At 39.5% G+C, this 26,698-nt stretch carries 23 protein-coding genes and 3 pseudogenes; 19 read left to right on the top strand and 7 right to left on the bottom strand.

What is annotated here, in order from left to right; genetic code table 11:
- Nucleotides 1–340 precede the first annotated feature (340 nt).
- Nucleotides 341–1,393 (bottom strand): site-2 protease family protein, encoded by a 1,053-nt coding sequence (locus tag OSJ91_RS07430; RefSeq protein ID WP_485891306.1) that lies wholly within the window; start codon nt 1,391–1,393, stop codon nt 341–343.
- Nucleotides 1,394–1,550: 157 nt separating this feature from the next.
- On the opposite strand from OSJ91_RS07430, the pseudogene OSJ91_RS07435 reads away from it, so the two are divergent.
- The 7 genes and pseudogenes from OSJ91_RS07435 to OSJ91_RS07465 form a co-directional block, all read left to right on the top strand.
- A pseudogene (locus OSJ91_RS07435) lies at nt 1,551–1,841 on the top strand (4-hydroxy-3-methylbut-2-en-1-yl diphosphate synthase); the annotation flags it as partial.
- 158 nt (nt 1,842–1,999) lie between these two features.
- Nucleotides 2,000–2,605 (top strand): DUF6434 domain-containing protein, encoded by a 606-nt coding sequence (locus OSJ91_RS07440; RefSeq protein ID WP_485891307.1) that lies wholly within the window; start codon nt 2,000–2,002, stop codon nt 2,603–2,605.
- 14 nt (nt 2,606–2,619) lie between these two features.
- Nucleotides 2,620–3,672 carry a DNA polymerase IV gene (gene dinB, locus OSJ91_RS07445; protein WP_485891308.1) on the top strand — a complete coding sequence of 351 codons (1,053 nt, stop codon included), beginning with the start codon at nt 2,620–2,622 and terminating at the stop codon, nt 3,670–3,672.
- Between the two features lie 29 nt (nt 3,673–3,701).
- Nucleotides 3,702–3,893 (top strand): thioesterase II family protein, encoded by a 192-nt coding sequence (locus OSJ91_RS07450; RefSeq protein WP_485891309.1) that lies wholly within the window; start codon nt 3,702–3,704, stop codon nt 3,891–3,893.
- A gap of 35 nt (nt 3,894–3,928) precedes the next feature.
- Nucleotides 3,929–4,409: pseudogene (locus OSJ91_RS07455) on the top strand (thioesterase II family protein).
- Between the two features lie 879 nt (nt 4,410–5,288).
- Nucleotides 5,289–6,026: a tRNA pseudouridine(38-40) synthase TruA gene (truA, locus tag OSJ91_RS07460; protein WP_485891310.1), complete on the top strand. Its 738-nt coding sequence runs from the start codon at nt 5,289–5,291 to the stop codon at nt 6,024–6,026.
- A gap of 96 nt (nt 6,027–6,122) precedes the next feature.
- Nucleotides 6,123–6,647: a type 1 glutamine amidotransferase domain-containing protein gene (locus OSJ91_RS07465; RefSeq protein ID WP_350301788.1), complete on the top strand. Its 525-nt coding sequence runs from the start codon at nt 6,123–6,125 to the stop codon at nt 6,645–6,647.
- Between the two features lie 118 nt (nt 6,648–6,765).
- Here OSJ91_RS07465 and OSJ91_RS07470 read toward each other — a convergent pair whose 3' ends face one another.
- Nucleotides 6,766–7,449 carry a DUF421 domain-containing protein gene (locus tag OSJ91_RS07470; RefSeq protein WP_485891311.1) on the bottom strand — a complete coding sequence of 228 codons (684 nt, stop codon included), beginning with the start codon at nt 7,447–7,449 and terminating at the stop codon, nt 6,766–6,768.
- A gap of 278 nt (nt 7,450–7,727) precedes the next feature.
- Between OSJ91_RS07470 and OSJ91_RS07475 the strand changes: the two genes are divergently transcribed.
- The 4 genes from OSJ91_RS07475 to OSJ91_RS07490 all read left to right on the top strand — a co-directional run bounded on the left by OSJ91_RS07475 (nt 7,728) and on the right by OSJ91_RS07490 (nt 12,706).
- On the top strand, nt 7,728–9,830 hold the full coding sequence (locus OSJ91_RS07475; RefSeq protein ID WP_485891312.1) for a YhgE/Pip domain-containing protein: 2,103 nt from the start codon (nt 7,728–7,730) through the stop codon (nt 9,828–9,830).
- A gap of 290 nt (nt 9,831–10,120) precedes the next feature.
- Nucleotides 10,121–10,963 carry an ABC transporter ATP-binding protein gene (locus OSJ91_RS07480; RefSeq protein ID WP_101224077.1) on the top strand — a complete coding sequence of 281 codons (843 nt, stop codon included), beginning with the start codon at nt 10,121–10,123 and terminating at the stop codon, nt 10,961–10,963.
- A complete protein-coding gene (locus OSJ91_RS07485; protein ID WP_101224076.1) occupies nt 10,896–11,648 on the top strand; it encodes an ABC transporter permease in 753 nt (250 codons plus the stop codon). The genes OSJ91_RS07480 and OSJ91_RS07485 overlap by 68 nt, the downstream gene beginning before the upstream one ends.
- A gap of 41 nt (nt 11,649–11,689) precedes the next feature.
- Nucleotides 11,690–12,706: an aliphatic sulfonate ABC transporter substrate-binding protein gene (locus OSJ91_RS07490; protein WP_485891313.1), complete on the top strand. Its 1,017-nt coding sequence runs from the start codon at nt 11,690–11,692 to the stop codon at nt 12,704–12,706.
- A gap of 286 nt (nt 12,707–12,992) precedes the next feature.
- On the opposite strand, the gene OSJ91_RS07495 is transcribed toward OSJ91_RS07490, so the two are convergent.
- Nucleotides 12,993–13,931: a DHH family phosphoesterase gene (locus tag OSJ91_RS07495; protein WP_485891314.1), complete on the bottom strand. Its 939-nt coding sequence runs from the start codon at nt 13,929–13,931 to the stop codon at nt 12,993–12,995.
- Nucleotides 13,932–14,376: 445 nt separating this feature from the next.
- On the opposite strand from OSJ91_RS07495, the gene OSJ91_RS07500 reads away from it, so the two are divergent.
- From OSJ91_RS07500 to OSJ91_RS07515, 4 genes are all read left to right on the top strand, one after another.
- Nucleotides 14,377–15,564, top strand: a complete 1,188-nt coding sequence (locus tag OSJ91_RS07500; protein WP_485891315.1) for a CaiB/BaiF CoA transferase family protein — start codon at nt 14,377–14,379, stop codon at nt 15,562–15,564.
- Between the two features lie 14 nt (nt 15,565–15,578).
- The gene (locus OSJ91_RS07505) at nt 15,579–16,784 is read left to right on the top strand and encodes an acyl-CoA dehydrogenase family protein (protein WP_054400504.1); all 1,206 of its coding nucleotides are present in this window, start codon (nt 15,579–15,581) and stop codon (nt 16,782–16,784) included.
- 23 nt (nt 16,785–16,807) lie between these two features.
- Nucleotides 16,808–17,119, top strand: coding sequence for a DUF3870 domain-containing protein (locus OSJ91_RS07510; RefSeq protein ID WP_485891863.1), 312 nt, complete (start codon nt 16,808–16,810; stop codon nt 17,117–17,119).
- Nucleotides 17,120–17,550: 431 nt separating this feature from the next.
- The gene (locus tag OSJ91_RS07515) at nt 17,551–17,718 is read left to right on the top strand and encodes a hypothetical protein (RefSeq protein ID WP_350301795.1); all 168 of its coding nucleotides are present in this window, start codon (nt 17,551–17,553) and stop codon (nt 17,716–17,718) included.
- A 399-nt stretch (nt 17,719–18,117) separates the two neighbouring features.
- On the opposite strand, the gene OSJ91_RS07520 is transcribed toward OSJ91_RS07515, so the two are convergent.
- The gene (locus tag OSJ91_RS07520) at nt 18,118–18,432 is read right to left on the bottom strand and encodes a hypothetical protein (protein ID WP_485891953.1); all 315 of its coding nucleotides are present in this window, start codon (nt 18,430–18,432) and stop codon (nt 18,118–18,120) included.
- A gap of 97 nt (nt 18,433–18,529) precedes the next feature.
- A pseudogene (locus OSJ91_RS07525) lies at nt 18,530–18,607 on the bottom strand (CotG/ExsB N-terminal domain-containing protein); the annotation flags it as partial.
- A gap of 149 nt (nt 18,608–18,756) precedes the next feature.
- Between OSJ91_RS07525 and OSJ91_RS07530 the strand changes: the two are divergent.
- Complete coding sequence (locus OSJ91_RS07530) at nt 18,757–19,848, top strand: CotH kinase family protein (RefSeq protein ID WP_485891316.1); 1,092 nt, start codon at nt 18,757–18,759, stop codon at nt 19,846–19,848.
- 164 nt (nt 19,849–20,012) lie between these two features.
- Complete coding sequence (locus tag OSJ91_RS07535; protein WP_137020373.1) at nt 20,013–20,966, top strand: TRM11 family SAM-dependent methyltransferase; 954 nt, start codon at nt 20,013–20,015, stop codon at nt 20,964–20,966.
- Nucleotides 20,967–21,118: 152 nt separating this feature from the next.
- Here the strand turns inward: OSJ91_RS07535 and OSJ91_RS07540 are convergent, their stop codons facing one another.
- A complete protein-coding gene (locus OSJ91_RS07540; protein WP_485891317.1) occupies nt 21,119–22,315 on the bottom strand; it encodes a M14 family zinc carboxypeptidase in 1,197 nt (398 codons plus the stop codon).
- A gap of 195 nt (nt 22,316–22,510) precedes the next feature.
- Nucleotides 22,511–23,476 (bottom strand): MBL fold metallo-hydrolase, encoded by a 966-nt coding sequence (locus tag OSJ91_RS07545; protein WP_485891318.1) that lies wholly within the window; start codon nt 23,474–23,476, stop codon nt 22,511–22,513.
- Nucleotides 23,477–23,801: 325 nt separating this feature from the next.
- On the opposite strand from OSJ91_RS07545, the gene OSJ91_RS07550 reads away from it, so the two are divergent.
- Both OSJ91_RS07550 and OSJ91_RS07555 read left to right on the top strand, forming a co-directional pair.
- On the top strand, nt 23,802–24,779 hold the full coding sequence (locus tag OSJ91_RS07550) for a 2-hydroxyacid dehydrogenase (RefSeq protein ID WP_485891319.1): 978 nt from the start codon (nt 23,802–23,804) through the stop codon (nt 24,777–24,779).
- Nucleotides 24,780–25,429: 650 nt separating this feature from the next.
- Nucleotides 25,430–26,662 carry a multidrug effflux MFS transporter gene (locus OSJ91_RS07555; RefSeq protein ID WP_485891320.1) on the top strand — a complete coding sequence of 411 codons (1,233 nt, stop codon included), beginning with the start codon at nt 25,430–25,432 and terminating at the stop codon, nt 26,660–26,662.
- The last annotated feature ends 36 nt before the right edge of the window (nt 26,663–26,698 follow it).

Raw genomic sequence — 26,698 nt, forward strand, 5'->3', positions numbered from 1 at the left:
TAAAACAAAAAAGACTGTAGGCAAAAGGAGTTCTATCTAAATTTTAAAACATAGTTGATTGGAGCGGGCAAGGGAGACCCCACAGGCGCAGGTGCGCCGAGGAGGCTCCCGGACCGCCCGCGGAAAGCGAGTGCCCTACGTTCCAATCAACGTCCAAATTTGTACAAGCAAAAAAACTTTAGACAAACTCGATGAAAATCGAGTTTGTCTAAAGTCTGAGGGGACACTCATAAATGAGGTCCCCTTTCATAATATATTACGGTAATAAAGTTTTATATTGTTCCATTAAATCACCTGCATATAAGCTTGTTATCATTAAGAAAATGGCAAGCCCAATGTATTATGAGAACCAGATGACTTTTGTTTTGAGACTCGATGAGTAATAGGATTTCTCTTTATCCCTAATTTCAGTTTGTTCTTGCACTTCTTTAAAGAACGTTGCAACTATTCGTTCATAGGTGCCTATATTTTCAAAATCGGTCGGTCCGTTCTGGTATTCATTCGAATTAGCAGCATCCATTAAGGATCTATAAATATTTAATTTTACCTCGGTCAGCTGTTTTTCTTTTAGCTTATTATCATCAAATAGCGGGATATGCCAACTCTTCATGTTGGTAAACTTTTCATGTAGTTGGCTGAATTCCATATTCCAAATATTAACCAGGCGAATTTTTTCTTCATCTGTTGCACTTGCATATTGTTCTAGTTGCCTTAATCCAAATTGATTCAATTCAATGATGATGTCTCTTTGATTTCTGGATGTCTCACTACGGAATTCTTTCCACCACTTAGAAATACCCAATAATAAGAAAAGAATTAAAAATGGATTTGGATGGAGAAACAAATATACAACCATTCCGATAATCCCTAATACCCAAAGCTTTGTGGAGATGACTCCCACTATACGTCCTCCATCAAGTGGATGCACAGGCATTAGATTAAATAGATTAATCATGGCTCCAAGTGTAATAACTAAAAGCCAAAATGGATTTTCTGTCATCATAAATAGGGGGATGGCTGGTAGAAATGCTAATGTACCTAATAAAGGACCTCCGAAGGCAAGATAAGCTTCTTGGTTAGCATTCTTGGGTTCTTCTTTAAGGGCAATTAACGCTCCGACAAAAGGTATGAAAATGGCATTTGATGTTTTGATGCCTTTTCTCTTAGCAGCAAGTAAATGCCCCATTTCATGGATGTAAATTAGATAGACTAGGGCTACGGCAAATTTCCAACCGTAAACCAAGGCATACGCTCCTAATGAAACGAAAATAGAAATCAGGGAACCTACTTTTGCTATTTTCAATAGCGCAAACAACCATTTCATTTTTCCTAGAAAAAATAACCCGATTGCCGCCAAACTTAACCATCCTTTATTCGATTTAGATTCTTTCAAAATGTACCTCCTAGAGTAAATGGGAAAACAGATGACCCCAGTGACACTATGTCTATCTGAGCTCCTTCTTGATTTATCAACTTGCTAATATCCTTATTATATCGTATTCGCATAATCCTTTTCTTTTCCTTTAAGGGGAATTTTTCTAGAATATTAACTTCGCATTTCTTTAAGTGCTGACCCAGTAGAAGAAGTGAAGGTAGCAAGAGAATTATTGAAGTCGTTTGGATTATCATCGAATGTGACTACGCTGATTTCGTGTCCAACGTGTGGGCGCATAGAAATTGACCTCATTAGTATTGCGAATGAAATAGAAGAGTATATCCAAACGATTAAAGTTCCGATAAAAGTAGCTGTGCTAGGATGCGTGGTTAACGGTCCAGTAGAATCCAGAGAAGCAGACATTGGAATAGCGGGCGCAAGAGGCAAAGGACCATTTATTGAAAAACAAGAGAATATTGTTTTAGTATAACTATTTACCCAACCTATTTTAGTGAAATAGGTTGGATTGCTTATTAAATCAACTACCAAGCGTTGCATGATATGATAAATTATAGGAGAATGTTGATTGTAAATTAAATTTTCAGGGAGGAAGAATAGTAGAAAATGAGTAAGAAAAAACAAGATGAACGTCCAAATCTAGATAAAAATATCTCAGTAGAGGATTTCCTGGAATTTTATTGGTTAAAGGAAGAATTACAAAACTTCTGTAGAGAAGAAGCAATGAGTGCTTCTGGTTCAAAAATAGAGATTACAGAACGGATTGCATATTATCTAAAAACGGGTCATCGTTTAAGGGTTAGCAGACCATCATCCACTTCTAAAAAATCATCCTATCATCCAACTAAAAGTGCCGGTACTATGTCTTTAAATACCGTTATTGAACCAGGGTTTAAGTGTACTCAGGAACATAGGGAATTCTTTAAAAGTGTAATTGGCACTAAATTTCACTTCTCAGTTGAATTACAAAACTTTATTAAAGCAAACCCAGGTAAAACATACAAAGATGTAGTGGACCATTATTATAAAATACAAGAAGATAAGAAGAATGGAAGACGTACTACTATTTCAAGACAGTTTGAATACAACACATTTATTCGTGACTATTATGATGATCCAGCTAATAAAGGTAAATCACTTAAAGAGGCTATAAGCGCTTGGAAAGAAGTGCGCAGTCAACGTGGGGATAATGTATATAGACCCAAAAAATAGAGTGGGTGAAAGTAATGAGCACTCGTAAAATCATACATATAGATATGGATGCATTTTATTCGTCAATAGAACAACGGGATAATCCCATTTTAAAAGGAAAACCGGTAGTAATTGCGCGTGATGCAAAGGAAAGAGGAGTAGTTACTACATGTTCATATGAAGCAAGAAAATATGGTGTTTATTCATCCATGCCATCTTACATGGCTCGTAAGCTTTGTCCTCACGCTATTTTTATTCCACCAAGGCTTGATTATTATAAAAAAGTTTCTCAAGAAATTATGGGAATCTTTAGACGTTATACAGATGTAATAGAACCTATAGCATTTGATGAAGCCTTTCTAGATGTCACAACAAACTATTTTGGTACCCCTTCCGCTACGATTATTGCTAAAGATATAATGCGAACTATCTACCAAGAGTTAGGATTAACGTCATCTGCAGGAGTTTCCTACAATAAGTTCTTATCTAAGATTGCGTCAGATATTCAAAAGCCTTGTGGTCTTACAGTGGTGCCACCAGATAAGGCAGCAGAATTTATAAAGGGTTTACCTATCTCTAAGTTTTTTGGGGTAGGAAAAGTAACCGAAAAAAAGATGAATGAATTAGGCATTGATACAGAGGAGGATCTCCTTAAACGGAGTGAAACAGATTTAATCAGACATTTTAATAAGCGTGGCTACTTGTTATATCGAAATGTCAGAGGTGAAGATGATACACCAGTGGTAAGTGAAAGGAAAAGGAAATCACTAGGAAAAGAGTTTACGTTTCATGAAGATGTTCATGATGAAGAAGTCATTTTTTATAAGATAAGGGAGCTAGCAAATATAATATCAGGCAATCTATACAAATTACACTTAAAAGGAAGTGTAATTAAGTTAAAAGTTCGGTATGGAGATTTTTCTTCTGTAACCAAGCAAAAATCTAAAGTTGTAAGAGAGCCACTAGAAATTTATAACACAGCTGTAGAATTATGGGGGAGTCTTGAAGGTAGGGGTCCTATACGTAATATAGGTATTTATGCTTCTAGTCTACATGAGGTACATGTAGAAGAGGAAGGATTATTATAAGGAATCCTTTAGAGAAGTGGGACTGTGTAATGAAATTAATCTGTTTACCGTTTGCGGGAGGTTCATCCGTGGTCTTTAGTAAATGGCCGAAGCTAGTTTCCGCGAATATTGAAATCTTAAATATTGAATTGGCAGGTAGAGGAAGAAGATTTCAAGAAAAGTGTTATGAAAATGTAAAAGAAGCAGTCGAAGATATCTATCAAATAGTAAAACCTGTCTGACAGGGGATGAACCTTACTCTATTTTTGGTCACAGTATGGGAAGCCTGCTAGCATTCGAACTCTGCCACAAAATTCAAGAGGCAAACCATAGGTTACCTAAAGCTGTCTTTTGCCAAATCAGCACCACACCTTTCTCCAAAAGAAAAAGTCCATTTATTTGAAAAAGAACGTTTTATTGAGAGGGTTTTTAGCTTAGGAGGCACACCTGAGCAGTTGATTAATAATAAAGAACTTCTGGATTTGTATCTCCCTTCTATCCGAGCGGATTATAAGCTGGTTGAAACATATAAATTTCAGGAGAGACTGTACTTGCTGAATATTCCCTTCTATGTTTTTTACGGGGATAAGGATGATATCAAGATGGATGAACTGCAAGAGTGGAAAATACATACTAGCCAAACATGTAGGTGGTATGAATTTATAGGGGGACATTTCTTCATTTACTCACAAGAGAATCGTGTTGTTACTTTAATAGATGACATACTGAGTAATCATCAGTTAGCGCTTAAGAGTTAAATGAATATATATGCTATTGAGATACCTAAAAGTTTAACCGGACACCAAATGGAGAAGTATTTGTCTCAAATTCCTATAGAAAGGCAAGAAAAAGTTAGACGATATGTAAGAGAGTCGGAAATTAGAATTCAATATGTCAATATGAATGATTTTGATAAAAAGTGTCAAACTTAAGGTTATGAAACTAGTTTTTACATAGATATATTAAAGGTTTTTAGGTAAGTTCAAAATCAACTGAGTTAAATGAAATTAACTCAAAAAAATAATTATGTGAGCATTTTAGTTAGCGATTGGTCTGTATATCCAATTCTAGTTATTGATATCATAACTAATTTTTTTTATAAAATGTATTATCACACGTGTGAACTAGCCTGATTTTGTCTAATGAGATTGCAAGAGGTGGGTTCGAATCCCTCACAGGTCATCAACTGCCAAAGGCTCGAATCCTTGATATTACAGGGATTTGGGCCTTTTTTTATCATTTCCATTTATTATTCCTGTGTGATTCTGCATTGCACGGAAACTGGATATGTGACGCCGGCTCGTTCGTTGCATGACGTTAGCCACTTTGGTACACTATGCAGAAGTGCTTTTTTAGTTCTGATTGCTAGAATTCACTATGGAATCGAATGGATGAGCTGCAGGATTTTTACATAAATCATGGTCCATGAGGCTGTGGGGGTATCCTAAACGAACCCTTAAAATGGAACTCCTTTTACTGTAGACTTGTGGAGCAGCTACAAAAACCATTAAAATTTAAATGTTTTTCTAAGAAAGGACCATCTGTTCCCTCATACAGCAGGAGTTGTATGGGGGCTTGTATTTTATTAAGGATTTTCTGTTTAGATGACTTTACAGGAATAAAATAAGGAGGACGCAATGAACAATTATAAATTGACCATTCAATATGATGGCGGGCGCTATAAAGGCTGGCAGCGACTAGGTAATAGTGATGATACGATTCAAGGTAAAATAGAAAATGTATTAACGGAAATGGCAGGGGAAAAAATTGAAATCATCGGTTGCAGCAGAACGGATGCCGGTGTACATGCCCTTGCTCAAATCGCCAATTTTAAGCTCGGTGAAAATCTGACTGAAGCTGAAATCATGAATTATTTGAATAGATATTTGCCCCGAGATATCAGCGTTGTCGAGGTTAGGCTAGTTCCTGATCGTTTTCATGCCCGTTATAATGCTAAGGATAAAACCTATTTGTATAAGATCTGGAACGAGCAATATACAAATCCTTTCATGCGAAAGTACAGTATGCATGTAGAGAAAAAGCTGGATATCACAAGAATGAAAAAAGCATGTCAATTTTTTATAGGTGAACATGATTTCACTGCTTTTTCAAATGCAAAGTCCAAGAAAAAATCCATGGTGCGTGAGGTATATTCCATTGATATAGAAGAAAATGCCGGCTTCATCCAAATTACGGTGCGAGGCGATGGATTTCTTTATAATATGGTTAGGAAGATTGTCGGGACGTTGATAGAAGTAGGGTTAAATGAAATAGATGCTGAAAATATACCAAGTATTTTAGAGTCAAAAGAAAGAATCCAAACGGGCCGAATGGCGGAGGCAGCTGGGTTGTACTTGGTAAAGGTTGATTTTTAGACCGGATATGGATTCATCGGTTATAGTATGTAAAGTGTACAGTCAGTAGAAAAAGGGAAGTAATAGAAAAAAGAACGAAAGAAGGAGAGGTTTTTCATGAGATTAACAGGAAAGAAAATAATCAGTCTTGTGCACCATGATTTTGAAGATTTAGAGCTCTGGTATCCGATTTTACGTTTAAAAGAAGAAGGGGCGATTGTTCACCTTGCTGGAGAAAAGGCGAATGAAACATACATTGGAAAATATGGTGTACCAGCCATTTCCGATTATGAGTATGGCAGTATTAAAGCTGAAGAATATGATGCCATTCTTGTACCGGGCGGTTGGGCACCTGACAAAATTCGCCGGTTTCCTGAAGTGATATCACTCCTCCAAAACATGGAAGAAAGTAAAAAACCGATCGGGCAAATTTGTCACGCTGGTTGGGTGTTGATATCCGCGAAAATTTTACAGGGAAAGAATGTAACGAGTACACCGGGCATTAAAGATGATATGGAAAACGCGGGGGCAACTTGGATAGACAAGCCCGTCGTCGTAGATGGAAACCTTGTATCAAGCAGACGTCCGCCTGATCTACCGGATTATTTAAGGGAATTGATAAACGTGATTGAAAAGGGTTAAATCCATAGTACGGTGAAAAAGTGGTTTTTCCTTATGGAAAAACCACTTTTTCTATCCATACCTGAATTTATTTTTATACTGATTATGATACATACTGAAATACGAAAGATTATTCCCTTCATTGATCCTTAATCAAATCAATATACAAATTTCCTTTTGTTCCTACGACAGCATACGAGATATCAAAAACAGCAAGGTTTCTTTTTTTGAGTTCAGCCATTAACGATTCGTAATCGTAGGTGTGTTTGGATAAGTTTTCATATAAGATCTTTCCGTCATAGACCAGTTCAAGCGGTACAGATCCTGCTGAGGAGAGTAAAGGTAAATCCTGCTTGGTGGCATTTTGGTATTGTTCTTTTTTTAATACAGAGAGGGAGCCATTTGTCTCTAAAATGGCATATTCCACTTCTTCAATGTTGAAGATATCTTTTCCTCGCAAAGCCTGTTTAAGAGAATCCAGTGAATACCCCATCCGTTCCATTGACTCTTCGAGAATTTGTCCTTTTTGAATTAAGGTAGCAGGTTCTCCAGCGATCCATTTCCCGAAGCGCGGATTTCTAATCGTTAGACGATTCAGCATATATACGATGGTACCCATAATAATAATTGCAATGATAAAATACAGGAATTTAATTTTTATATTGAATGCTAGATTCCCTGCAATTGTCCCCATCGTAATTGAAGCGATATAAAGGTGATAGGTCCTCTGGGCAATCGTCTGTTTACCGAGGAGATGGACAAATACCCATAATAAAATAAAAGAGGTCAAGGTTCGAAAGATGATTTCAACAGATTCTGACATGACTATTTCTCCCTTGCAAAACTCCCGACAGTTCGTTTGTGATAGTTTGTTCTTACATCTTGCCGTTTATTCTGTAACTTAAAAAGGAAAAAGACATAAATTGATAGCCTTATTTTTAAACCAGGCATTCAAGATAAGTGAAATCTCAGGAAGCAAGCAGTTCGTTACTTGCTTCTTTTTTTATTTTGTCTAAAAAAATCGATGGATATGTTTACTTGTATCGTTAAAGAAATTTCTTCGAATAATAGTATCAAAATACTTTTGCACGGGGGTATGTTTTGAGAAATATTCAGGAAATTTTCATTGACGATTTAAAAAGCATTTATAAAAATTTCTTTGTTTGTATTGTAGTTGTTTTTCTCATGTTCATCCCTTCCATTTATGCGTGGTTTAATATTGTCGCATCTTGGGACCCGTATGCAAATACGGAAGGAATCCTTGTCGGTGTTGCCAATAATGATAAAGGTGCGGAGTTAAATGGCGAAGCCGTGAACATAGGCAAGGAAGTAATGGAAGGGTTAAAGGAGAATAAGGATCTGGGCTGGAGATTCACATCCGAAAAAGAGGCGATAAAAAAGGTGGAAAAGGGTGATTATTATGCATCCATCATCATTCCGGAGAACTTTTCCGAACATATTGCGACGATCATGACCGATGACCCTAAGAAGGCGGAAATTGATTACTATGTTAATGAAAAGATCAATTCCATTGCTCCTAAAATAACGGTAGCGGGTGCCAACAGCATTGTGGACAATGTGAGCAAAACCTTTATCAAATCAGCCAGTAGTAGTATCCTTGCAATCTTTAATGAACTCGGAATCACCTTGCAAAACGAGTTGCCGACGATTCAAAAAATGAAGAATATGGTGTATTTATTAGAGGGTGAACTGCCTGAGCTTGAGCAAAATATCAAAACCGTTCAAACACATGTCAAAAAGGCTGAAGATATCATTAAGAAGGTTAATGATGGCCTGGATTCAATAGAAGGAATAACATCGCAGAAGGACAAATTGGTATCGGACGTTTCTAGTTATGTAGATTCAACAAAGCAGGCATTCTCAGAAATCAATCCCCTTTTGAGAAATGATATTGCGAACATCAGGAGCGATAATGAATCCGTTATAGTACTGGCGAACCGGTTAACGGGTCAGGGTTTGCCTGGCAATGAGAATGATCAGCTAGTAGAACAAGGGATAACGAGGATAAATAAAGAGCTGTACCTTTTGGACAGTATGTATAATTTATTGGTGAGGGTCAATCAATTTAATGAGAAAAACTTGCTTCAGCCAGAAATACAGCTGGTTGATGAACTAAGGGTTAATGCTTCGAACCAACTTCAAGCGTTTAATAACCGAGCCTTCGGCAATCTTATCGAACTTGCTGGGAACAATGATCAAGTCTTGGCAAGATTCCAGGAGAGCTATTCAAAGGAAACGGGGCCAAAATTCAATGAAATCTGGAATGAAACGGAATCAATATTGAATAATGTCCAGCTTACGATGGAGGAGGGCACCAAGGTTCTTCCTGAGGTGAGAACGCTGTTGAATGAGACCAACCGAACATTGGAAACACGTACAGGGGATATCGATAAGTTACAGAATAAGTTTCCGGAAATCAAAACGAAAATAAAGGCTCTAGCTTCTAAAATGAGGGAATTCGATAAGTCTTATAATATGGAAGAAGTGATCGATTTCCTAAGGAATGATATTGAACAAGAAAGTGAATTTTTTTCAGAACCAGTGCTGCTCAATAAGCACAGTCTCTTTCCGATTCCGAACTATGGATCCGCCATGTCTCCTTTCTTTACGGCACTATCCCTTTGGGTCGGCGGCACAATATTGATTTCCATGCTTAGCGTGGGTGTTTCTCAAAAAGTCTACAGCCCGTATCAAATTTATATCGGGCGGTATCTTATATTTTTCATCATTGGGGTAATGCAGGCTCTTAGTGTTTCCATTGGGAATATCGTCCTTATCGGTGTTTATGTAGCGGATAAATTTGAGTACATCCTATTTTCCGTTCTGATAAGTACGGTATTTACACTCATTGTCTATACCTTCGTTTCAGTTCTTGGAAATGTTGGAAAAGGGATAAGCGTCGTCTTGATGGTCCTTCAAATATCAAGTTCAGGAGGCACCTTCCCGATTCAGGTCACACCGCCCTTTTTTCAGCATATTAACCCGTTCTTGCCGTTCACCTATGCTGTGGGTTTACTTCGTGAATCTGTTGGGGGAATAACTTGGAGCGTAGCTGGCAAGGACATTTTTATCTTGATTCTCTTTTTAATATTCACACTCATCTTAGGTATCATTTTGAAAAAGCCTCTGCATGCAAGGACACAAAAGATGAAGGATAAATTGTATGGAAGCAGGATTTTTTAAGGTCATCGAAAGAGTCCAGGTGACTTAGGTTAACTAAACTTTAAAAGATGGATAATAAAATTAGCCTGAACCCTTACAAAGGGCACAGGTTTTTTTATTTGCTGATTGGGATTTGTTCATATGTATTTTTGTGTAAGTCTGGAATATTTATCAATACATTGACAGTTGAGTAGAAAGATACCGATAAATTAGAATTTTTGCATTTTTATAGTTGACAAAAACCATTGGATTAATCATTATTAAGAAATAATGTTTAGTAAATCGATGCGATATAAAAGTGGGGTGACTTTATGTATTTAACAATAGATGGAATTGAAAAAAGTTTTAAGAATGAAAAGAAAGAAAGCATAAAGGTGCTCGATAAGATAAACATAGAGGTCGAGAAAGGAAGCTTCGTTTCGATCGTCGGTCCTTCAGGATGTGGTAAATCCACGCTCCTTTATCTGATTGCCGGCCTTGATAAGGCAGATACAGGTGAAATACGTGTAGCTGGGAAAAAAGTGGTGAAGCCAGGTCCGGAACGGGTTGTAGTGTTTCAAGAGGCGGGATTATTCCCTTGGCTGACGGTACTTGAAAATGTTACATACGGATTGAAGTTAAAGAAAATTCCCAATGAAGAGGCTAAAGCCAAGGCATTGGACATTTTAAAGATGGTTCATCTCAGCCGATATGTTGACTCCTATCCACATCAACTCTCAGGGGGCATGAAACAGAGGGTAGCCATCGCAAGAGCGTTGGTGATGGAACCGGATATCCTGTTGATGGATGAGCCATTCTCCGCGCTTGATGAGCAAACGAGGATGGTCTTGCATAAAGAGCTGCTCGAAATCTGGAGAAAAACTAAAGTGACGATCTTTTTCGTTACCCATAATATTCGTGAGGCTGTTCAGCTTTCCGAAAAAATTATCGTCTTTGCTACCCGTCCCGGGAAAATCAAAGAGACGATTTCCGTCCCTTCCATGAAAGATGGAGTTATGCCGGATAGTGTAACTTTGCATACAGAACAAAGGGTTCTATCGATTTTGCAGGAGGAAATTGAAAAAGTGCTGAAGGAGGAAATGGGGAATGATTACAGCTTTAAGACGAATCATATTCATCGCGATGATAGCGGGGATATGGGAAGTCACATCTAGACTTTCCAGTCTTCCGGATTTCATGTTCCCAAGCCTGACTCAGGTTTTGGAAACTCTGTTTAATGGACTGATGAGCGGACAAATAACCGAAGCCATCGGAAAAAGCCTTGGCCGTATCCTGATTGGCTTTATGATTGCCATTATAGTAGGTCTGATATTGGGATATTTCATTTGGCGCTTTAAATTGGTCGAAGACACTTTAGGATTCGTCGTGACGGCATTACAGTCTATCCCGAGTATCGTGTGGTTCCCTTTAGCGATCATTTGGTTTGGATTGAATGATTTTTCGATCCTCTTCATCGTCACCATCGGCGCAACTTGGACGATGACGGTTAATGCAACGAGTGGCTTCCGGAATGTACCACAGTTGTATCAGCGGGTTGCAAAAACATATGGATCGACCGGGTTTCATTTTCTTCGCACCGTGATTTTACCAGCATCCGTCCCGCAAATAATATCCGGTCTCCGAATCGCATGGGCCTTTTCCTGGCGTGCATTGATGGCCGGTGAATTACTTGGCGGGGGAGGCGGTCTTGGACAATTGCTGGAAATGGGCAGATCACTGGGACAAATGGATTTGGTCATCTCCGTAATGATCATCATCGCTATCATCGGAACAATCGTGGATAATGTCGTCTTCTCCCGTCTTGAACGTAATGTTCAACTGAAATGGGGAGTAAAGTAACGGTAGTTTAATAAAATAATAGTTAAAAAGGAGAGAAAGATATGCTGAAAAAATCATTTTTTGCCCTTATACTGTCTGTATTGTTAACCGGAATAGTAAGCGGATGCACTCAATCCAGCAGTAATGATGAAGAAGGAGAAGGGTCCGGGGGGAAATCCGTGAAAATTGGGTATTTTCCTAACTTAACCCACAGTGCAACGATCATTGCGCTTGAAAAAGGCTTTTTCGAAGAAGAGTTCGGTAAAGATGTTAAGATCGAAACCAAAACAGTAGCCAATGGCGGATTATTCATGGAAGCAATGGCTACAAACGCCATTGATGTCGGAACGGTCGGTCCTGGTCCATTGCTTAACTTTTACGTAAAAAACCCAGAATACCATTTGATCTCCGGGGCTGTTAATGGAGGTGCCGTACTTGTTGCTAGCGAGGGCAGCAAGGTTACGGATTTAAAAGATTTGGGCGGTAAAAAGGTAGCGATTCCCGTCATTGGAAGCACACAGGATGTCATGCTTAGGAAGGCCCTTCAAGATGTTGACTTAAAACCGACTACAAATGGGGGCACAGTTGAGCTGTATGCGGCAGCACCTGCAGACACAACCGCCCTTTTTGTCCAAAAATCAGTCGATGCAGCAGCAACCCAGGAACCATGGGGTTATGTATTGGAAAACCAGGCAAAAGGAAAGTTACTGCTTGACTGGGATCAATTTGCATGGGGGAAAGATTCACCTAATACGGTAGTGGCTGCAAGCCAGAAGTTCTTGGATAGAAAGGGGCTCGCTGCTTCCTATTTGAAAGCTCATGAAAAAGCGGTGAAGTTTATACAAGACAACCCTGAAGAAAGCCAAGAACTGGTTATTAAGCATTTGAAGGAACTGACTGGAAAAGAATTAAGTAAAGAAGAAGTGGCTTCAGCATTTTCACGCCTTGAAGTGACAACCGAAGTTAATGAGCAAGTCATTCAGGAAATGGCCGACATAAGCAAAGAAGCTGGTTATATCCCTAGCAATGATATAAAAGGCATGATCGATTTATCAATTCTTCAAGAAGTGTCCAAATAACTTGAAACAAGCAAGCGCCTCAGCCATCCTGGCTTTGGCGCTTTTTTTGTAATCAGGTGAAGGTTGGATTTAATCCAGTAATGGTCGAATAAATCCTGTATAGGACGAATTAATTCCAGTACAGGTTGAATTAATCGAAATTAGGTCGGAATATTACGTTGTAGGTCGAATTAATTCCAGTACAGGTCGAATAAATCAAAATTAGATCAAATTATTACGTTGTGGGTTAAATTATTTTCCGGTGAAGGACGAATTCATATAAACACCGCAGGTCATGAACTCCCTGTTATGGACAGACTTGATCCAATGCTTGGATAACATGATCAACCTCTTCCCAGGAATGGATGGTAGCGCCTGAAGCCAGTGAATGTCCTCCTCCATTGAATTGACGTGCGACTGAAGCGATGGGAATATTCCGTGAACGTATCCTGACACGGATTTCAGAAGGATATTCGATGAAGAAAGCCCAGATTTTATTGCCCCTGACACTTGATAGCGTATTGACTAAATTCGAAGCTTCGAGTCGATCCACACCATACATATTTAAAAGTTCCTCCGTAATAATGAAGTAAGCTACACCTTTATCAGTTACCTTGAAGCTCATGAGAATGTCTTTTTGAAGTCTCGAAGCGTTTTTTTCCTTTACATTAAGACTGTTATGGATTCTTTCTGGCTGAATATTATAAGTTCTTAAGTGCGAAACCATCTTTAATGTCCTCGGAGTGGTATTTCCATTCATGAAATTCCCTGTATCACTAAGTATTCCTGCATAAAGTGATTTAGCCGCTTCTTTATTCATGATAAAGCCCTCTGGAAATTCCAAGAATAAATCAACTAGCATTTCACTTGCAGAGCTATAGGAAGGGTCGACCCAAGAAAGATCACCGAATTGTTCATATTCAGGGTGGTGGTCAATTTTGATCAACATGTCCCCTTGATCATAGCGGGAATCACTGATCCGTGAAATGTTGGCCGTATCACAAACAATCACTAAGGCACCTTTGTATTTGTTATCGGAAATGACATCCATATCACCAATGAATAGAAGCTTATCCACTTCTTCGCCTACCGCAAAGACTTCTTTAGAAGGGTAGGAATGCTTCAATAGCTTTTTTAAACCGATTTGTGATCCCAATGCATCCGGATCCGGATTAACATGGCGATGAATGATGATTGTGTGGTATTTCCTGATCGCTTCGATTATTTCCGTTTTTTTATTGTCCATATCGCCATCTCCCTTTTAAGTTTTCCTTGTCTAGCGAGCGATAATTGATATTATGTATAATTCATATATTGACAGTTATGCATATTCAATCATCACATAGCTCACGAATAAAGGCAATTCCGATTTACTGGAAGTATTTTTATATTAACGGGAGGTATGCTTCAGAGTATTTCAGAGGAAGTAATAAAAACACCCAAACAAAATTATTGCAAAATTCAAAAAATGAAACTATACTTAATTTACCAAACCGATGACAACAAGTTACCTTGTTGCATGGCCGGCTTGTCATAAAACTGGAATCCATAAAAATTGACTTGGTTCACTTGATCTTCCTTTGCAGGAAGACAGTTCGTGGATAAGGGTCAGTGAAACATTCAATGTAATGACATTGTTGGTTTTACTGGCTCTTTTTTGTGTATCCCGACAGTTTGAAAGGGGTGATGATATGAATGGAGCTTTGGAAGGAGTCAGGATTATCGATGTATCCCGTGTTTTGGCGGGGCCGTTTTGTTCAATGATTCTCGGTGATTTGGGTGCCGATGTTATTAAAATTGAGCATCATGAATCAGGTGATGAAACGAGAGGGTGGGGTCCGCCATTCGCCCAAGGAGAAAGCGCTTACTATTTATGTGCCAATCGAAATAAGCAAAGCATGACCTTGAATTTAAAATCCGAGGAAGGAAAAGAGATTTTCCGGAAGTTGGTGGATTCAGGGGATATAGTGATTCAAAATTTCAAGACGGGCACATTGGAAAAACTGGGGTTGGGTTATGAGGATTTAAAGGAAACCAACCCCAAACTGATCATGGCCTCGATTACAGGATTTGGTTTAACCGGTCCTTATAAAGATTTGCCAGGCTATGATTATATCATTCAAGCGATGAGTGGTTTGATGAGCATCACCGGAGAGAAAGATGGGAGTCCCGTGAAGGTCGGAGTGGCCATAGCTGACATATTGACTGGCTTGTATACATGCATTGGCATTTTATCCGCTTTACATCATAGGGATAAATTGGGGGAAGGACAGGAAATTGATATTTCGTTAATGGATTGTCAGGTTTCTTCATTGGTGAATGTCGCCAGCAACTATTTATTCAGTGGCTTGACCCCTGAAAGAATGGGAAACCAGCATCCCAATATCGTTCCATACCAGACATTCCGGACAAGCGATGGAGAGCTTGTCGTGGCAGTAGGAAATGATGATCAGTTCAGGAGATTTTCAACCGTTATAGGCAGACCTGATTTAGCCCAGCAGGAACAGTTTAAGCATAATGAAAAACGTTTGCAAAACAAGGAAGTATTAATACCGATAATAGAGGATTTGTTGAAAGGAAAGACAAAGAAGGAATGGAAAGGGCTGTTTGATGATGCAGGGATACCCAATGGTCCGATCAATGATATAGCAGAGATGTTCGAGGATCCGCAAATCATCGCAAGAGGCATGTTGGTGAGCATGGAGCATCCCACAATCGAAGGTCTTAGAGTGACGGGATCGCCCCTGAACCTTTCAAAAACTCCGGTTACGATGAGAAAGCATCCGCCGCTCTATGGTGAGCACACCGATTCCATTTTGGCTGATATTGGATATAGTCCAGACCAAATAAGCAAATTCAAGGAAAATAAAATTATTTAGGAGGAATTTTAATGATGAATTTCGAATTAACAGAAGAGCAGCAAAGCGTGAAGAAAGTGGTAAGGAAATTTGTCGATAAGGAAATTATCCCTTACATTCAAGAGTGGGATAGGCAAGGTCAATTCCAGCCACATATTTTAAAAAGGTTAGCGGAATTACAGCTGATGGGCGTTTGTATACCAGAAGAGTATGGCGGAGTCGGTATGGATTATAATACCCTGGCCATCGTTTGTGAAGAGCTGGAGCGAGGCGATACGGCTTACCGTACTGCAGTTTCGGTACATACAGGGTTGAATAGCATGACCCTGCTGCAATGGGGGACGGAAGAACAAAAACAGAAATATTTAGTACCGCAGGCAAAAGGGATCAAGATAGGTGCTTTTGGTCTGACTGAACCGAATGCAGGGTCTGATGTTGCTGCAATGAAGTCAACGGCAAAACGTGTTGGGGACCATTATATCTTGAACGGGTCTAAAACATGGATTTCGCTCTGTGATTATGCAGATCATTTCCTTATCTTCGCCAAGACGGATCATGATGCCGGTTCAAGGGGTATCACTGCTTTTATTGTGGAACGGACTTTCGAGGGAGTGGAGTCGAAAGCCATTAAAGGGAAATTGGGAATTCGTGCCGGGAATACAGGCGAAATCTTTTTAACGGATGTAAAAGTTCCAGTGGAGAATAGGCTTGGTGAAGAAGGTGAGGGCTTTAAAATTTCCATGTCGGCATTGGACAGCGGCCGGTTTACAGTGGCCGCAGGTGCTGTAGGGTTAATAGAAGCAAGCCTGGAAGCAAGCTTGAAGTATTGCCATGAAAGAAGCACATTCGGAAAAGAGATTGGCAGGCATCAGCTCGTTCAACAGATGATTGCCAAGATGACCGCAAATTTAGAGATTTCCAGATTGCTCGTCTTTAAAGCGGGTACCTTAAAAAATCAAGGAAAAAGGAATACGAAGGAAACATCGCTTGCCAAGTGGATATCATGTAATGCTGCAAACGAAGCTGCCAATGATGCTGTTCAAATTCATGGTGCCTACGGCTACTCGGATGAATATCCAGTGGAACGTTTTCTGCGGAATTCAAAAGCTCCGGTCATTTACGAAGGAACCCGTGAGATTCATACTGTAATGCAGGGTGAATACGCACTTGGCTACAGACAAGATAAAGAGCTTCGTAAGCAATTGCCTGCATGGCCCTTCGAGCAGGTTTCCGTACATTAACTATAGATAGAGGAGATCAGATGATGAACACATACTTTATTGCAGGGCATGCAAAGCTTCCACAAGGGATGGCAGCGAGAAATATATATGATTCTATCACCATCACGGTGGAGCTTGACTTTAAATATGGAGTAATAGTCGAGGCGTCCTGTACACTTGCTACAGAACATGGAAGGGAATTCATTCGTCAGCTGCTGCGCGGTTATTGCCTGAATGATGGAATCGAAGAATTGATTGACCGGGTGCAAATGCATTATCGTGGGAAGGCTGGTCAAGCCATTCAAGCAGGGCTGAAGGATGTGTATGCACAGTTCGAATTGGTCTCCGTTAAATAAGCGAAACTGGGAGGATCCTACCGTATGTATGAGGGTAGGATCCTTTTTAATATGTTCAGGCAGATGATGGAGCTGTTTTTATGAAAATAATAGTGCTGCCGGTATGGCGAACGAAGTAGAAATTTAATAACTTCTCAAGAAGAACGTGTTAAAGAAGTAACTTTTCTCAGGAACTAATTGATACAATAGATCAGTATATTGTATGGGGTGAATCTGGGATTTTTTTCATGGACCCATCAGGAGATTTATCAACAAACTTAAGTGAAGAATGAAGAAGAAGGCATTGCTATAGCAGTCGGTCTTGGTGCCGCTGGTTATTAGGGACAAATATTTGTTATGGTGTTGAGCAAGAATCTATAAAAATTTCGTATCATCAAAGATTAGATAACTTCCGACAGGAGTAAAATATCATTCTAAGTAAGGATGGTTTCATGAAGCGTATTGATGTTGTTTTGCTATTTATGGTTGTATTTATCTCGGTATTACTGTTTATTCTTCTTCAGGGGAAGTTATCCAACAACTATATAGTTTTAATGATTTTTGGGTTTGGCTTAGTTGTTGGATTGGTTAGGCTTTCCCTGCTAAAAAAATACGCCTAGCCTAAGAGAAGAAGTCTTGCATAATTAGATTAACCAAGCTATTAACCAAAGTACCTGGGGACTTTTTAAATTACAAAGGAGAGATTTCATAAAAACACTGGGGATTTGCCTAGTATTTAAAAACCAAAAAATATAATTTCTCCTTATGCTCTTAATCAACTTCATTGCCTTTTTATCAAGAACGGTGAGATATTTTTGTTATGCTAAATGTTTATTTGACGTTCTCATTCTTTATTTACGTTACGAAGCTCTTCATGCTGTTTTTCAACCCGATATAACAGCATATCAACTGTTGGATGGATATAACCGATAAAAACACAAAAACTCGTCAAATAGTGGCGAGTTTTGTGTTTTTATATAGGGATTGGCTTTACATTAAAGCTTAATAAACAGTAAAAATTAAAACGTAACCCTGAAATTAGAAGCAGCATTTCCGTTTATTGCAAAAGTTATTGCTGCAAAGCCACCTGCAGCGGTTGGAGGAACAACGGTTTCTGCTGGCGCGCCTTTGTCTGCTGCATATAGAACAACGGTTTCGGCTGGTGTGCCTTTGTGTGCTGCATGTCGATATCCATTTCCAGCAGGAACCCCTTTGAGTGCCGGAAGTGGATCGTTTCCAGCAAGAGGCCCTTTGAGTGCCGCAGGTGGATCGTTTCCTGCTCGTGCGCCTTTGCGTGCTGCAAGTTGACCTGCTCGTGCCCCTTTGAGTACCACAAGTGGACCGGTTCCTATTCCTGCTCGTGCAACGCTTAGTGCTGCAAGCGGAGCATTTGTTGCTTGTACGTGAAGATCGGCCTTTTGAATGTGGGTCCTTAAACATGAAATCGCTTAATCCCAAGGAATTGGCTCTATCCACCGCATTCTGTATGTCACGAATGATGTCTGACATATATAATCCCCCTTTCTATACATTAAACTATGTTGCTTGTACGTGATGTGCTAAAGAAAACCCCCATCTTTTTAAAAATAGTGTTTTTTTTTTGGTGACATCCTTCGCTTTTTTCCATAATTTAATAGGAAAGTGAAGGGAAGGGTTATATGGATTCTGACAAGAAGCTGCCTGTGTACCAGCTTTTTATTTCACCAGTTAATTTAATGGAACTTCGGAGAGATATATGGTGCAATGATCCTTTACCGGCAAAGTTAACACTTAACAGAAAAAAACTTGATATTGATATTGTTTACCGTGGCTCACATATCCGCGGTTTTCGCAAAAAATCCTATAATGTAGTCTTTTATAAACCTAATACTTTTAAGAATGCCAAGGAAGTTCATTTAAATGCCGAATATAAAGATAAATCTTTACTAAGAAATAAATTATCTTTAGACTTTTTTTCGGATATAGGCACCTTATCACCGAACTCCCAGTTCGTTTTCCTGAATCTGAACGGAAAGGACGAAGGGATATACCTGGAATTGGAATCGGTGGATGAATATTATTTGAAGAAAAGGGGGCTGCCAAAGGGGGCCATTTTCTATGCAGTGGATGGTGATGCCAATTTCTCATTGATGAGCGATTTGGATAAAGGAATCAAAAAATCATTGGAGATGGGCTATCAAAAAAAATGCGGGACAGCAAAGGATGAATTATATTTACAAGAGCTGATTCTTCAAATCAATACAATTTCAAGAGTGGATTTTGAAAAGGAAATCGTAAAATATCTCGATGTCGATAAATACCTGCGCTGGCTGGCCGGTGTCATATTCACACAAAACTATGATGGGTTCGTTCATAACTATGCCTTGTATCGAAATGGAGAAACTGGACTCTTTGAAATGATTCCATGGGATTATGATGCGACATGGGGCAGGGATGTTAACGGGAAAGTGATGGAAGAGGATTATGTGGGGATCGAGGGGTTCAATACATTGACTGCCAGAATCCTTGATGTAAGGGGATTTCGTGTCCGATACCAAGAACTTCTTAAGGAGATTTTGAACAATCATTTTAACGTGGGCTATATGAAACCTATCATTCAGGAAATGCATGATCAAATAAGACCTTATGTTTCAAAAGATCCATATATCAAGGGGAATATTGTGAAATTTGATACTGAGCCCGAATTCATCCTGAAATTCATTGAGGCCCGTGGAAAGTATATAATTAGCCGGCTGCATAAATTGGATTAATAATTCCTATCCGTTAGTGATGGAACAATGAAAAATATAACAGCAGGAGTGTTGAAAGAAAAGCATTCCTGCTTTTTTCTGCACGATTCCATTTGCTTTTCTCTACTATTACAGCTATGTTTGATAGAAAGATATAATTTAAAGTAATGAAGGATGGGAATGGATTGACTAATCATAGCCGCAAACCGGCATATATATATACGTTTACATGCACCCCTGACGAACGCTCTTTATCTAAAATGGAGATGCGTTCGTTCTTTGGCTTTGAGACTTCAGGGGATATTTTAAAAAGTGATATAGCAATTGAACCGAGCAGGAGCCCTTTCATAAAAGGGCGGGTCGACGTCATGTTTGAAGGGGAAAGCATATCCGAAATCGTTGAGCAAGTGAAGGGTATTCATTTGCCTGATTCGACGTTCAAAGTATTATTCGTGAAAATTAACGATTTGAATAAGGAAGCAAAAATAGATTATGATGGACAGCGTGAAATTGAACGGGAGATTGGCTGGCACATTCAGGGAAATGCCGATGTACGTAATCCTGATCAGGTCTTTGGAATCGTGACCCTTGGCGGACGTTGGTATTTTGGGAAGTATGTCAAACCTGAAGCGGTTTGGTTAAAACATATGAAAAAGCCCCGTGAATATTCAACAGCGCTTAGCACAAGAGTGGCGAGGGCCATTGCCAACATAGCCGTTCCGCATCCGGATGGCGTGAAAGCAATTGATCCATGCTGCGGAATTGGAACGGTATTGGTAGAAGCATTGTCGATGGGAATCAATATTGTCGGCCGGGATATCAATCCGCTTGTTACCGACGGTTCCAGGGAGAACATTGCCTATTTCGGACTCGAAGGTGATGTAACTACAGGTCCGATTTCGGAGGTCACCAGTAAATATGATGTAGCGATTATCGATATGCCCTACAATTTATATACACATGCGACGCCGGAAGATCAACTATCGATCCTTAAACATGCCAGGGGCTTTGCTGACAAGGTCGTCGTCGTAACGATCGACACGATGGATCATATGATTGAAGAAGCAGGATTTGAGATCGCCGATCGCTGTGTAGCCAGGAAAGGCATTTTCTCCAGAGAGATTGTAGTGTGTGTGTGAGTTTCTTCAGCATGAAAAGGCTGAAATCTTTAATTGGATATGGACTTACCCCTGTCAAATAGACAAATAAAAAAGGCTGTGCTGCCATCTGGCTTCGATATTCGGTGCCAGATGGCGGAAAAGCCCCCTTTACAATTAAGTTTCAATATTGACTAGATTCCGGGTGTAGATGAACTTTCAGGAATTTTTTCATAGTCTGATGGATTAAGATTATGAACCGATCCATCTGTTACACCATTGATAATACCCATTAGCCCCGTTTCAACCGTTTTTACGAGCTGGCCATTCTCTTTTTGCCCAAAGTTTTGTGTTTGACCACTAACTTCAAATAGAACCGTCCCACTTCCGTTTAAAGCAAACGTCCCTAAAGCAGTTCCTGGCAGATCAATAGATTGATCGTATAATGAAATATTTGTAAAAACTGAATTTCCTTTTGCTTGCAGTGCATTATACGCAGTAAGTGTCAACTGACGGGAGAAATCATATTTAAAATTATCTGCATACTCTGCATATTTAGCACCTTCTGGAGTACTTGGGTTAGGAACGAATTTTCCTGATATTGACATAGTTGCACGCTCATCAGTTCCTTCGATATATGGGAACCCCTGGTGATGAAGATCGATAAAAACATCCACTTTCCCGAATTTCGATTTTAAGCCTTTATATGTGTCGCGTACCGTTTGCGCTTCGGGGGTAATAAACCAGCCCGGCTTTTCAGATGCCCCCGGGAAGTCTTGAGGCTTTGGTACATAATTTAGGTCAGGATTGAAGTCACGGTTAACATCAAATCCCGGTTTGCTAGCATAGTCGTCTCCTGATCTGGGAGTAGTGTAATAGTTCCAAGTAGGTTTCACATTAGAAAGTTGGGGGAATTCACCTACAACTTCAGACCATGTCATTTCATTTCCACGACGATCAAGCTCTGAGCCGTCTACGTTCATCATTGGAATAGCAACAATTGTTAGTTCATCAAGCACATTCTTTACCTCAGGTGAGTTACTTTGACCAAGGTTTTTAAGAATGTTCAATAACGCGACAGTTCCTGTTTTTTCATTTCCATGAATTTCACTTTGAATAAGAACGACTTTGTCACCATGACCGACAGTCACTTTTTGAATGGAACGACCCTGATTCGTTTTTCCGGCCACTTCTACATTGACTTTCCCTGAACTCGTTTGCTCAAGTTGATTTAATTCTTTTACAAGTTCGTCATAATTAAGGAATGCTTCGGTAGAAAGATTCGTTCCGCCTGTCGTATTTGGTCCTCTTTCAGCTAAGCTGACATTTGGGCCAAGTAATGCTGCGGCTACTACTGTTGAACTTAAAACCTTTAAAAATTTTCTTTTCACATTCAATCCCCTATTCTGAAAATATTTAATATTCAGATAATGGATTCTTCACTTTCTAATCATTTTCCTGTTAGATTAATTAAAACACCCAAAAAGGCCTATGTATTTCAGATTCAAGTATTTTGTATATTTTTCCACAAAAAAAGTAAAATCCCCACTAAGTGGGGACGGTTTCAATTTCAGCATTTTTTAATGTCATTTAGCTTGATAATGAACTACATTTTCAACGAGTTGTTTCGTGACTTTTCCCTGATATTCTAAATAATCCAAATGGCCGATGATTTCTGACATGACGAGCGGGAATTCAGATATATACTTTTGTTTGTAAAACTCCTTTGCCAGCTTATTGCCGGTAGCAATTCCGGATTCTATCAAGGCAAGGATCTTTTGTGATTTTCTTTCTATGCTGTTGAGTCTTTTTTCAATCGTATGACCGGGTTGTTCAATGATGTTACCATGACCAGGAAATAGGAGATTCACCTGTAATGCTAAACATCGTTTTAATGAATCGATATGATCTACGAGAGTCAGCATTCTATTACCGTTTTCATCAGGTTCGATCAAGGCATTGCTTGATATATGTTCAATCAATAAATCACCGGCAAGAAGCCGTTTTCCTTCTTGGTCAAGGAATGCAATTTGATCTGGGGCATGCCCTGGAAATTCGATCACTTCAAAATTCAGCCATTGTTTTTCCGTGATGGCGATGATGTCACCATTCAGTTTTTGATCTTTATTATTATCGACCGCGTTGAATAGGTATGCCACTTGTTTATCTCCAAGTTCACCACAGCCCATCTCATGGTAAAGCTGTTTATAAAATTCAATTCTCATACTTAAGAAGTCAGGGTCCCTTTTTAAACGGGGAAGGGATTTAGAATGGGCATAAACGGGAATCGGATGGAGTTCGGTAATCCGGTTGACCAAACCAACATGGTCTCCATGGTGATGGGTTAATAAAATTTCCGTTATATCTCCAACGGTAAATCCATTTTCGTTTAATGTTTGCTGCAGTGCATTCCAGCAGACGTCATCATTCATACCTGCATCGACTAATGTTAAAGATTCATCCTGTTTAACTAAGTAAAAGTTTATACTTTTTAAAGATAAAGCGCTTGGGGCTATAATTGGATAAATTTTAAATGTTGTATTCGTTTTCATGAACGTCCCATATCCTCCTAAATCGAGATAAACTACATCTGGAAAAATTGCGAAACTAATGACCGAATAGATTTAAAGGGTTATTATTCTATGATTAGTTGAATGAACTGAAACTGTCAAGCGGAAGTTTCCAGGCAATCGAGAAATTTAATAGTAAGATTGATTGGAAATGAATGGTCTATTTATCTAGTTTATTTTAAAATTGAATAAACAAGCCAGTAATTTAGCCAATATTCTTTTAATTTTTTTTGTAATGAAAAACTGAAGTCGACAAAAGGTGAAAAAATGCGTTTCATGGAATGAAACGGTATAGGAGGTTTATGGTTTGAAGCAAAAAATTTATATTACAAGGAAATTGCCAGAACAAATCATCGAAGGTCTTAGTCAAAATTATGATGTCAGGATGTGGGATCAAGAGGATATACCGGTCCCTAGAGAAGTCCTTGAAGAAGAAATGAAAGAAGTCGAGGGGCTGCTTTGCTTATTGACGGAACAAATCGATGAGTCACTGATTGAACAGGCACCTAATCTGAAAATCATCGCGAATATGGCAGTGGGCCATAATAATATTGATGTTCAAAGTGCAGCAAAACGGGGCATCATGGTAACGAACACACCAGGGGTTTTAACGGAAACGACAGCTGATTTAACCTTCGGCTTGCTGCTTGCAACGGCGAGAAGGATGATGGAGGCTGAAGATTATTTAAGGAGTGGAAAGTGGGAAACCTGGTCGCCGATGCAGCTGACAGGACAAGATGTACACGGTGCAACGCTGGGTATCATCGGGTTAGGCAGGATTGGGGAAGCCCTTGCCAAAAGAGCTAAGGGATTCGACATGAACATAGTTTATTTTAATCGAAGCCGTAAATATGGACAGGAAAAAGAATTAGGAATCGAATATCAGCCTCTTGAAAAATTGCTCCAAATCTCGGATTTCGTTTGTGTCATGCTGCCGCTCACACCGGAAACCACTTATATGATTGGCAAGGAGCAGCTTGAATTAATGAAAGGAACGGCTGTGCTCATAAATACCGCAAGAGGCGGGATTATCGATGAAAAAGCGTTGTACCAGGCGCTAAAAAGTCGAGGAATTTGGGCGGCTGGATTGGATGTATTCGAAGAAGAGCCCGTCCCTGTGGACCACCCGCTGCTAACATTGCCCAATGTGGTTACATTGCCGCATATCGGGAGTGCCAGCATTGCCACAAGATTGAAAATGGCAGCTCTTGCTGTACAAAACTTGATGGAGGGGTTATCTGGTGATACTCCCCGTAATTTAGTATTGTTAAATAAATCAAAATGACCCTAAAATGGGTTTGGAATGGTCATATCCCGAATCCCTTTCACGATTTTAAAAACAAGACTTGGTTATACTCCATGAGTTTTTACTGTTTTATATAGGTTAAAACATCACTAGTTTGAAGAACTTGGCCGCGGTCGGCGGAAAGGGAGCGGATTTAATCCGTGGATCTTAAAATAAATGCTTCGGAGTGAGGTAAAGGTCGAAAAAAATCGTGAATGGCCGAAAAGTGCGGTGTAGGTCGGATAAAATACGAGAACGGCCGAGGAAAAGCTTTGGATAACAAAAAACGTCCGGTATAGGTGGTAAAAAGTGTTCCGGCTGAAATCAACTGCAACGTTTTTCAAATAAAATACGGCAGGGAAACTGACTTTACTTCGAGTTTGTCTACAGTATATAGTGACTCCAAAATGGGGTCATTTTTTATTGAATTTTTTTAGCCGAAGCTGAAAATAATGCTCAAATGGAGATGCATACGAAGGTTGAAATCGAAGTTTTCCTTTATCCTCACATTAATGCTTAATTGAGTGCTGAATGGAAGAAACGAATTCAAGTGAAGCATACTTATCGTAAAATGTGTCGATCTTTTGTAAAATAAAGAAAGTCGAGTTTTATTTAGGAAGAACAATTAGTTGAAAGGGATAGGGGTAATAATGATTGAAATGAAGGAAACGATATCATCAGGCAACGAAATGACTAAATCCAAAAGGCTGTTGTTGGCTCTTATGCTGGGATCTTTTGCAGCGATTGGACCACTGTCACTTGATATGTATTTACCGGGTCTCCCTACACTGGCAGAGGATCTGAATAGCAGTACGTCTTTAGCGCAGCTTAGCTTGACGGCCTGCTTATTAGGATTGGCTTTGGGCCAAATTTATTTAGGGCCTCTAAGTGATGCAAAAGGAAGGCGGACACCGTTAATCATATCTTTATCCATTTATTGCATTTCATCTCTGTTATGCGCTTTTGCTCCAACCATTGAATTGCTTTTATTATTACGTTTTATCCAAGGTATTGCGGGAGCGGGAGGCATTGTCATTTCAAGGGCCATAGTTCGTGACCTTTTTTCAGGAACGGATTTGACCAAGTTCTTCTCCATGTTAATGCTGGTGAATGGGGCGGCTCCGATATTGGCACCGGTTTTTGGCGGTCAACTTTTACAGTTCACTTCTTGGCGGGGAGTTTTCATTGTCATTTCAGTATTAGGTATCATTATGGTTGCGGCTGCATTTTTTGGGATAAAGGAAACTTTATCGTCTAATCTCAGGAGTGCCGGTGGGGTAAATGATACAATCAGGACATTTGGAAACTTATTGAAGGATCGTGTGTTTATGGGCTATGCTTTTTCACAAGGATTCATAAGTGCCGCTATGTTCGCTTATATTTCCGGATCGCCATTTGTTCTCCAGAACATTTATGGGGTTTCCCCACAGACCTTTAGCCTGATTTTTGCAATAAACGGAATTGGGATCATCATCGCTTCACAAGTTGCCGGGAAGCTGGCAGGGAAGGTTAAAGAAGAAAAACTGCTTCAAATGGGATTATGTCTAGCTTTGTTTGGGGGAATATTACTTCTTGCCTCAGTCCTTCTTGAAATGGGGTTGGCAGGAATTTTGGTCGCTTTATTCCTCTCCGTCTCAAGCGTAGGTATTGTCGGAACAACAAGTTTTTCTTTAGCGATGCAAAATCAGAAAAAAACTGCAGGCAGTGCTTCGGCTTTAATTGGCCTGCTTCCCTTCATTTTAGGATCACTAATGGCTCCCCTGGTGGGATTAGGTTCAGGTGAGTCACCCTTGCCGATGGGAATTGTGATGGTAAGCTGTCATGTCATCGCCATGTTCACTTATTTACTCCTTGCCCGTCGCGGATTAAGGCGAGTTGCTTAAAAAGGAAAAAAGCTGAAATCCTGATGTGGATTTCAG

This window comes from Bacillus sp. T-10(2022), assembly GCF_056502895.1.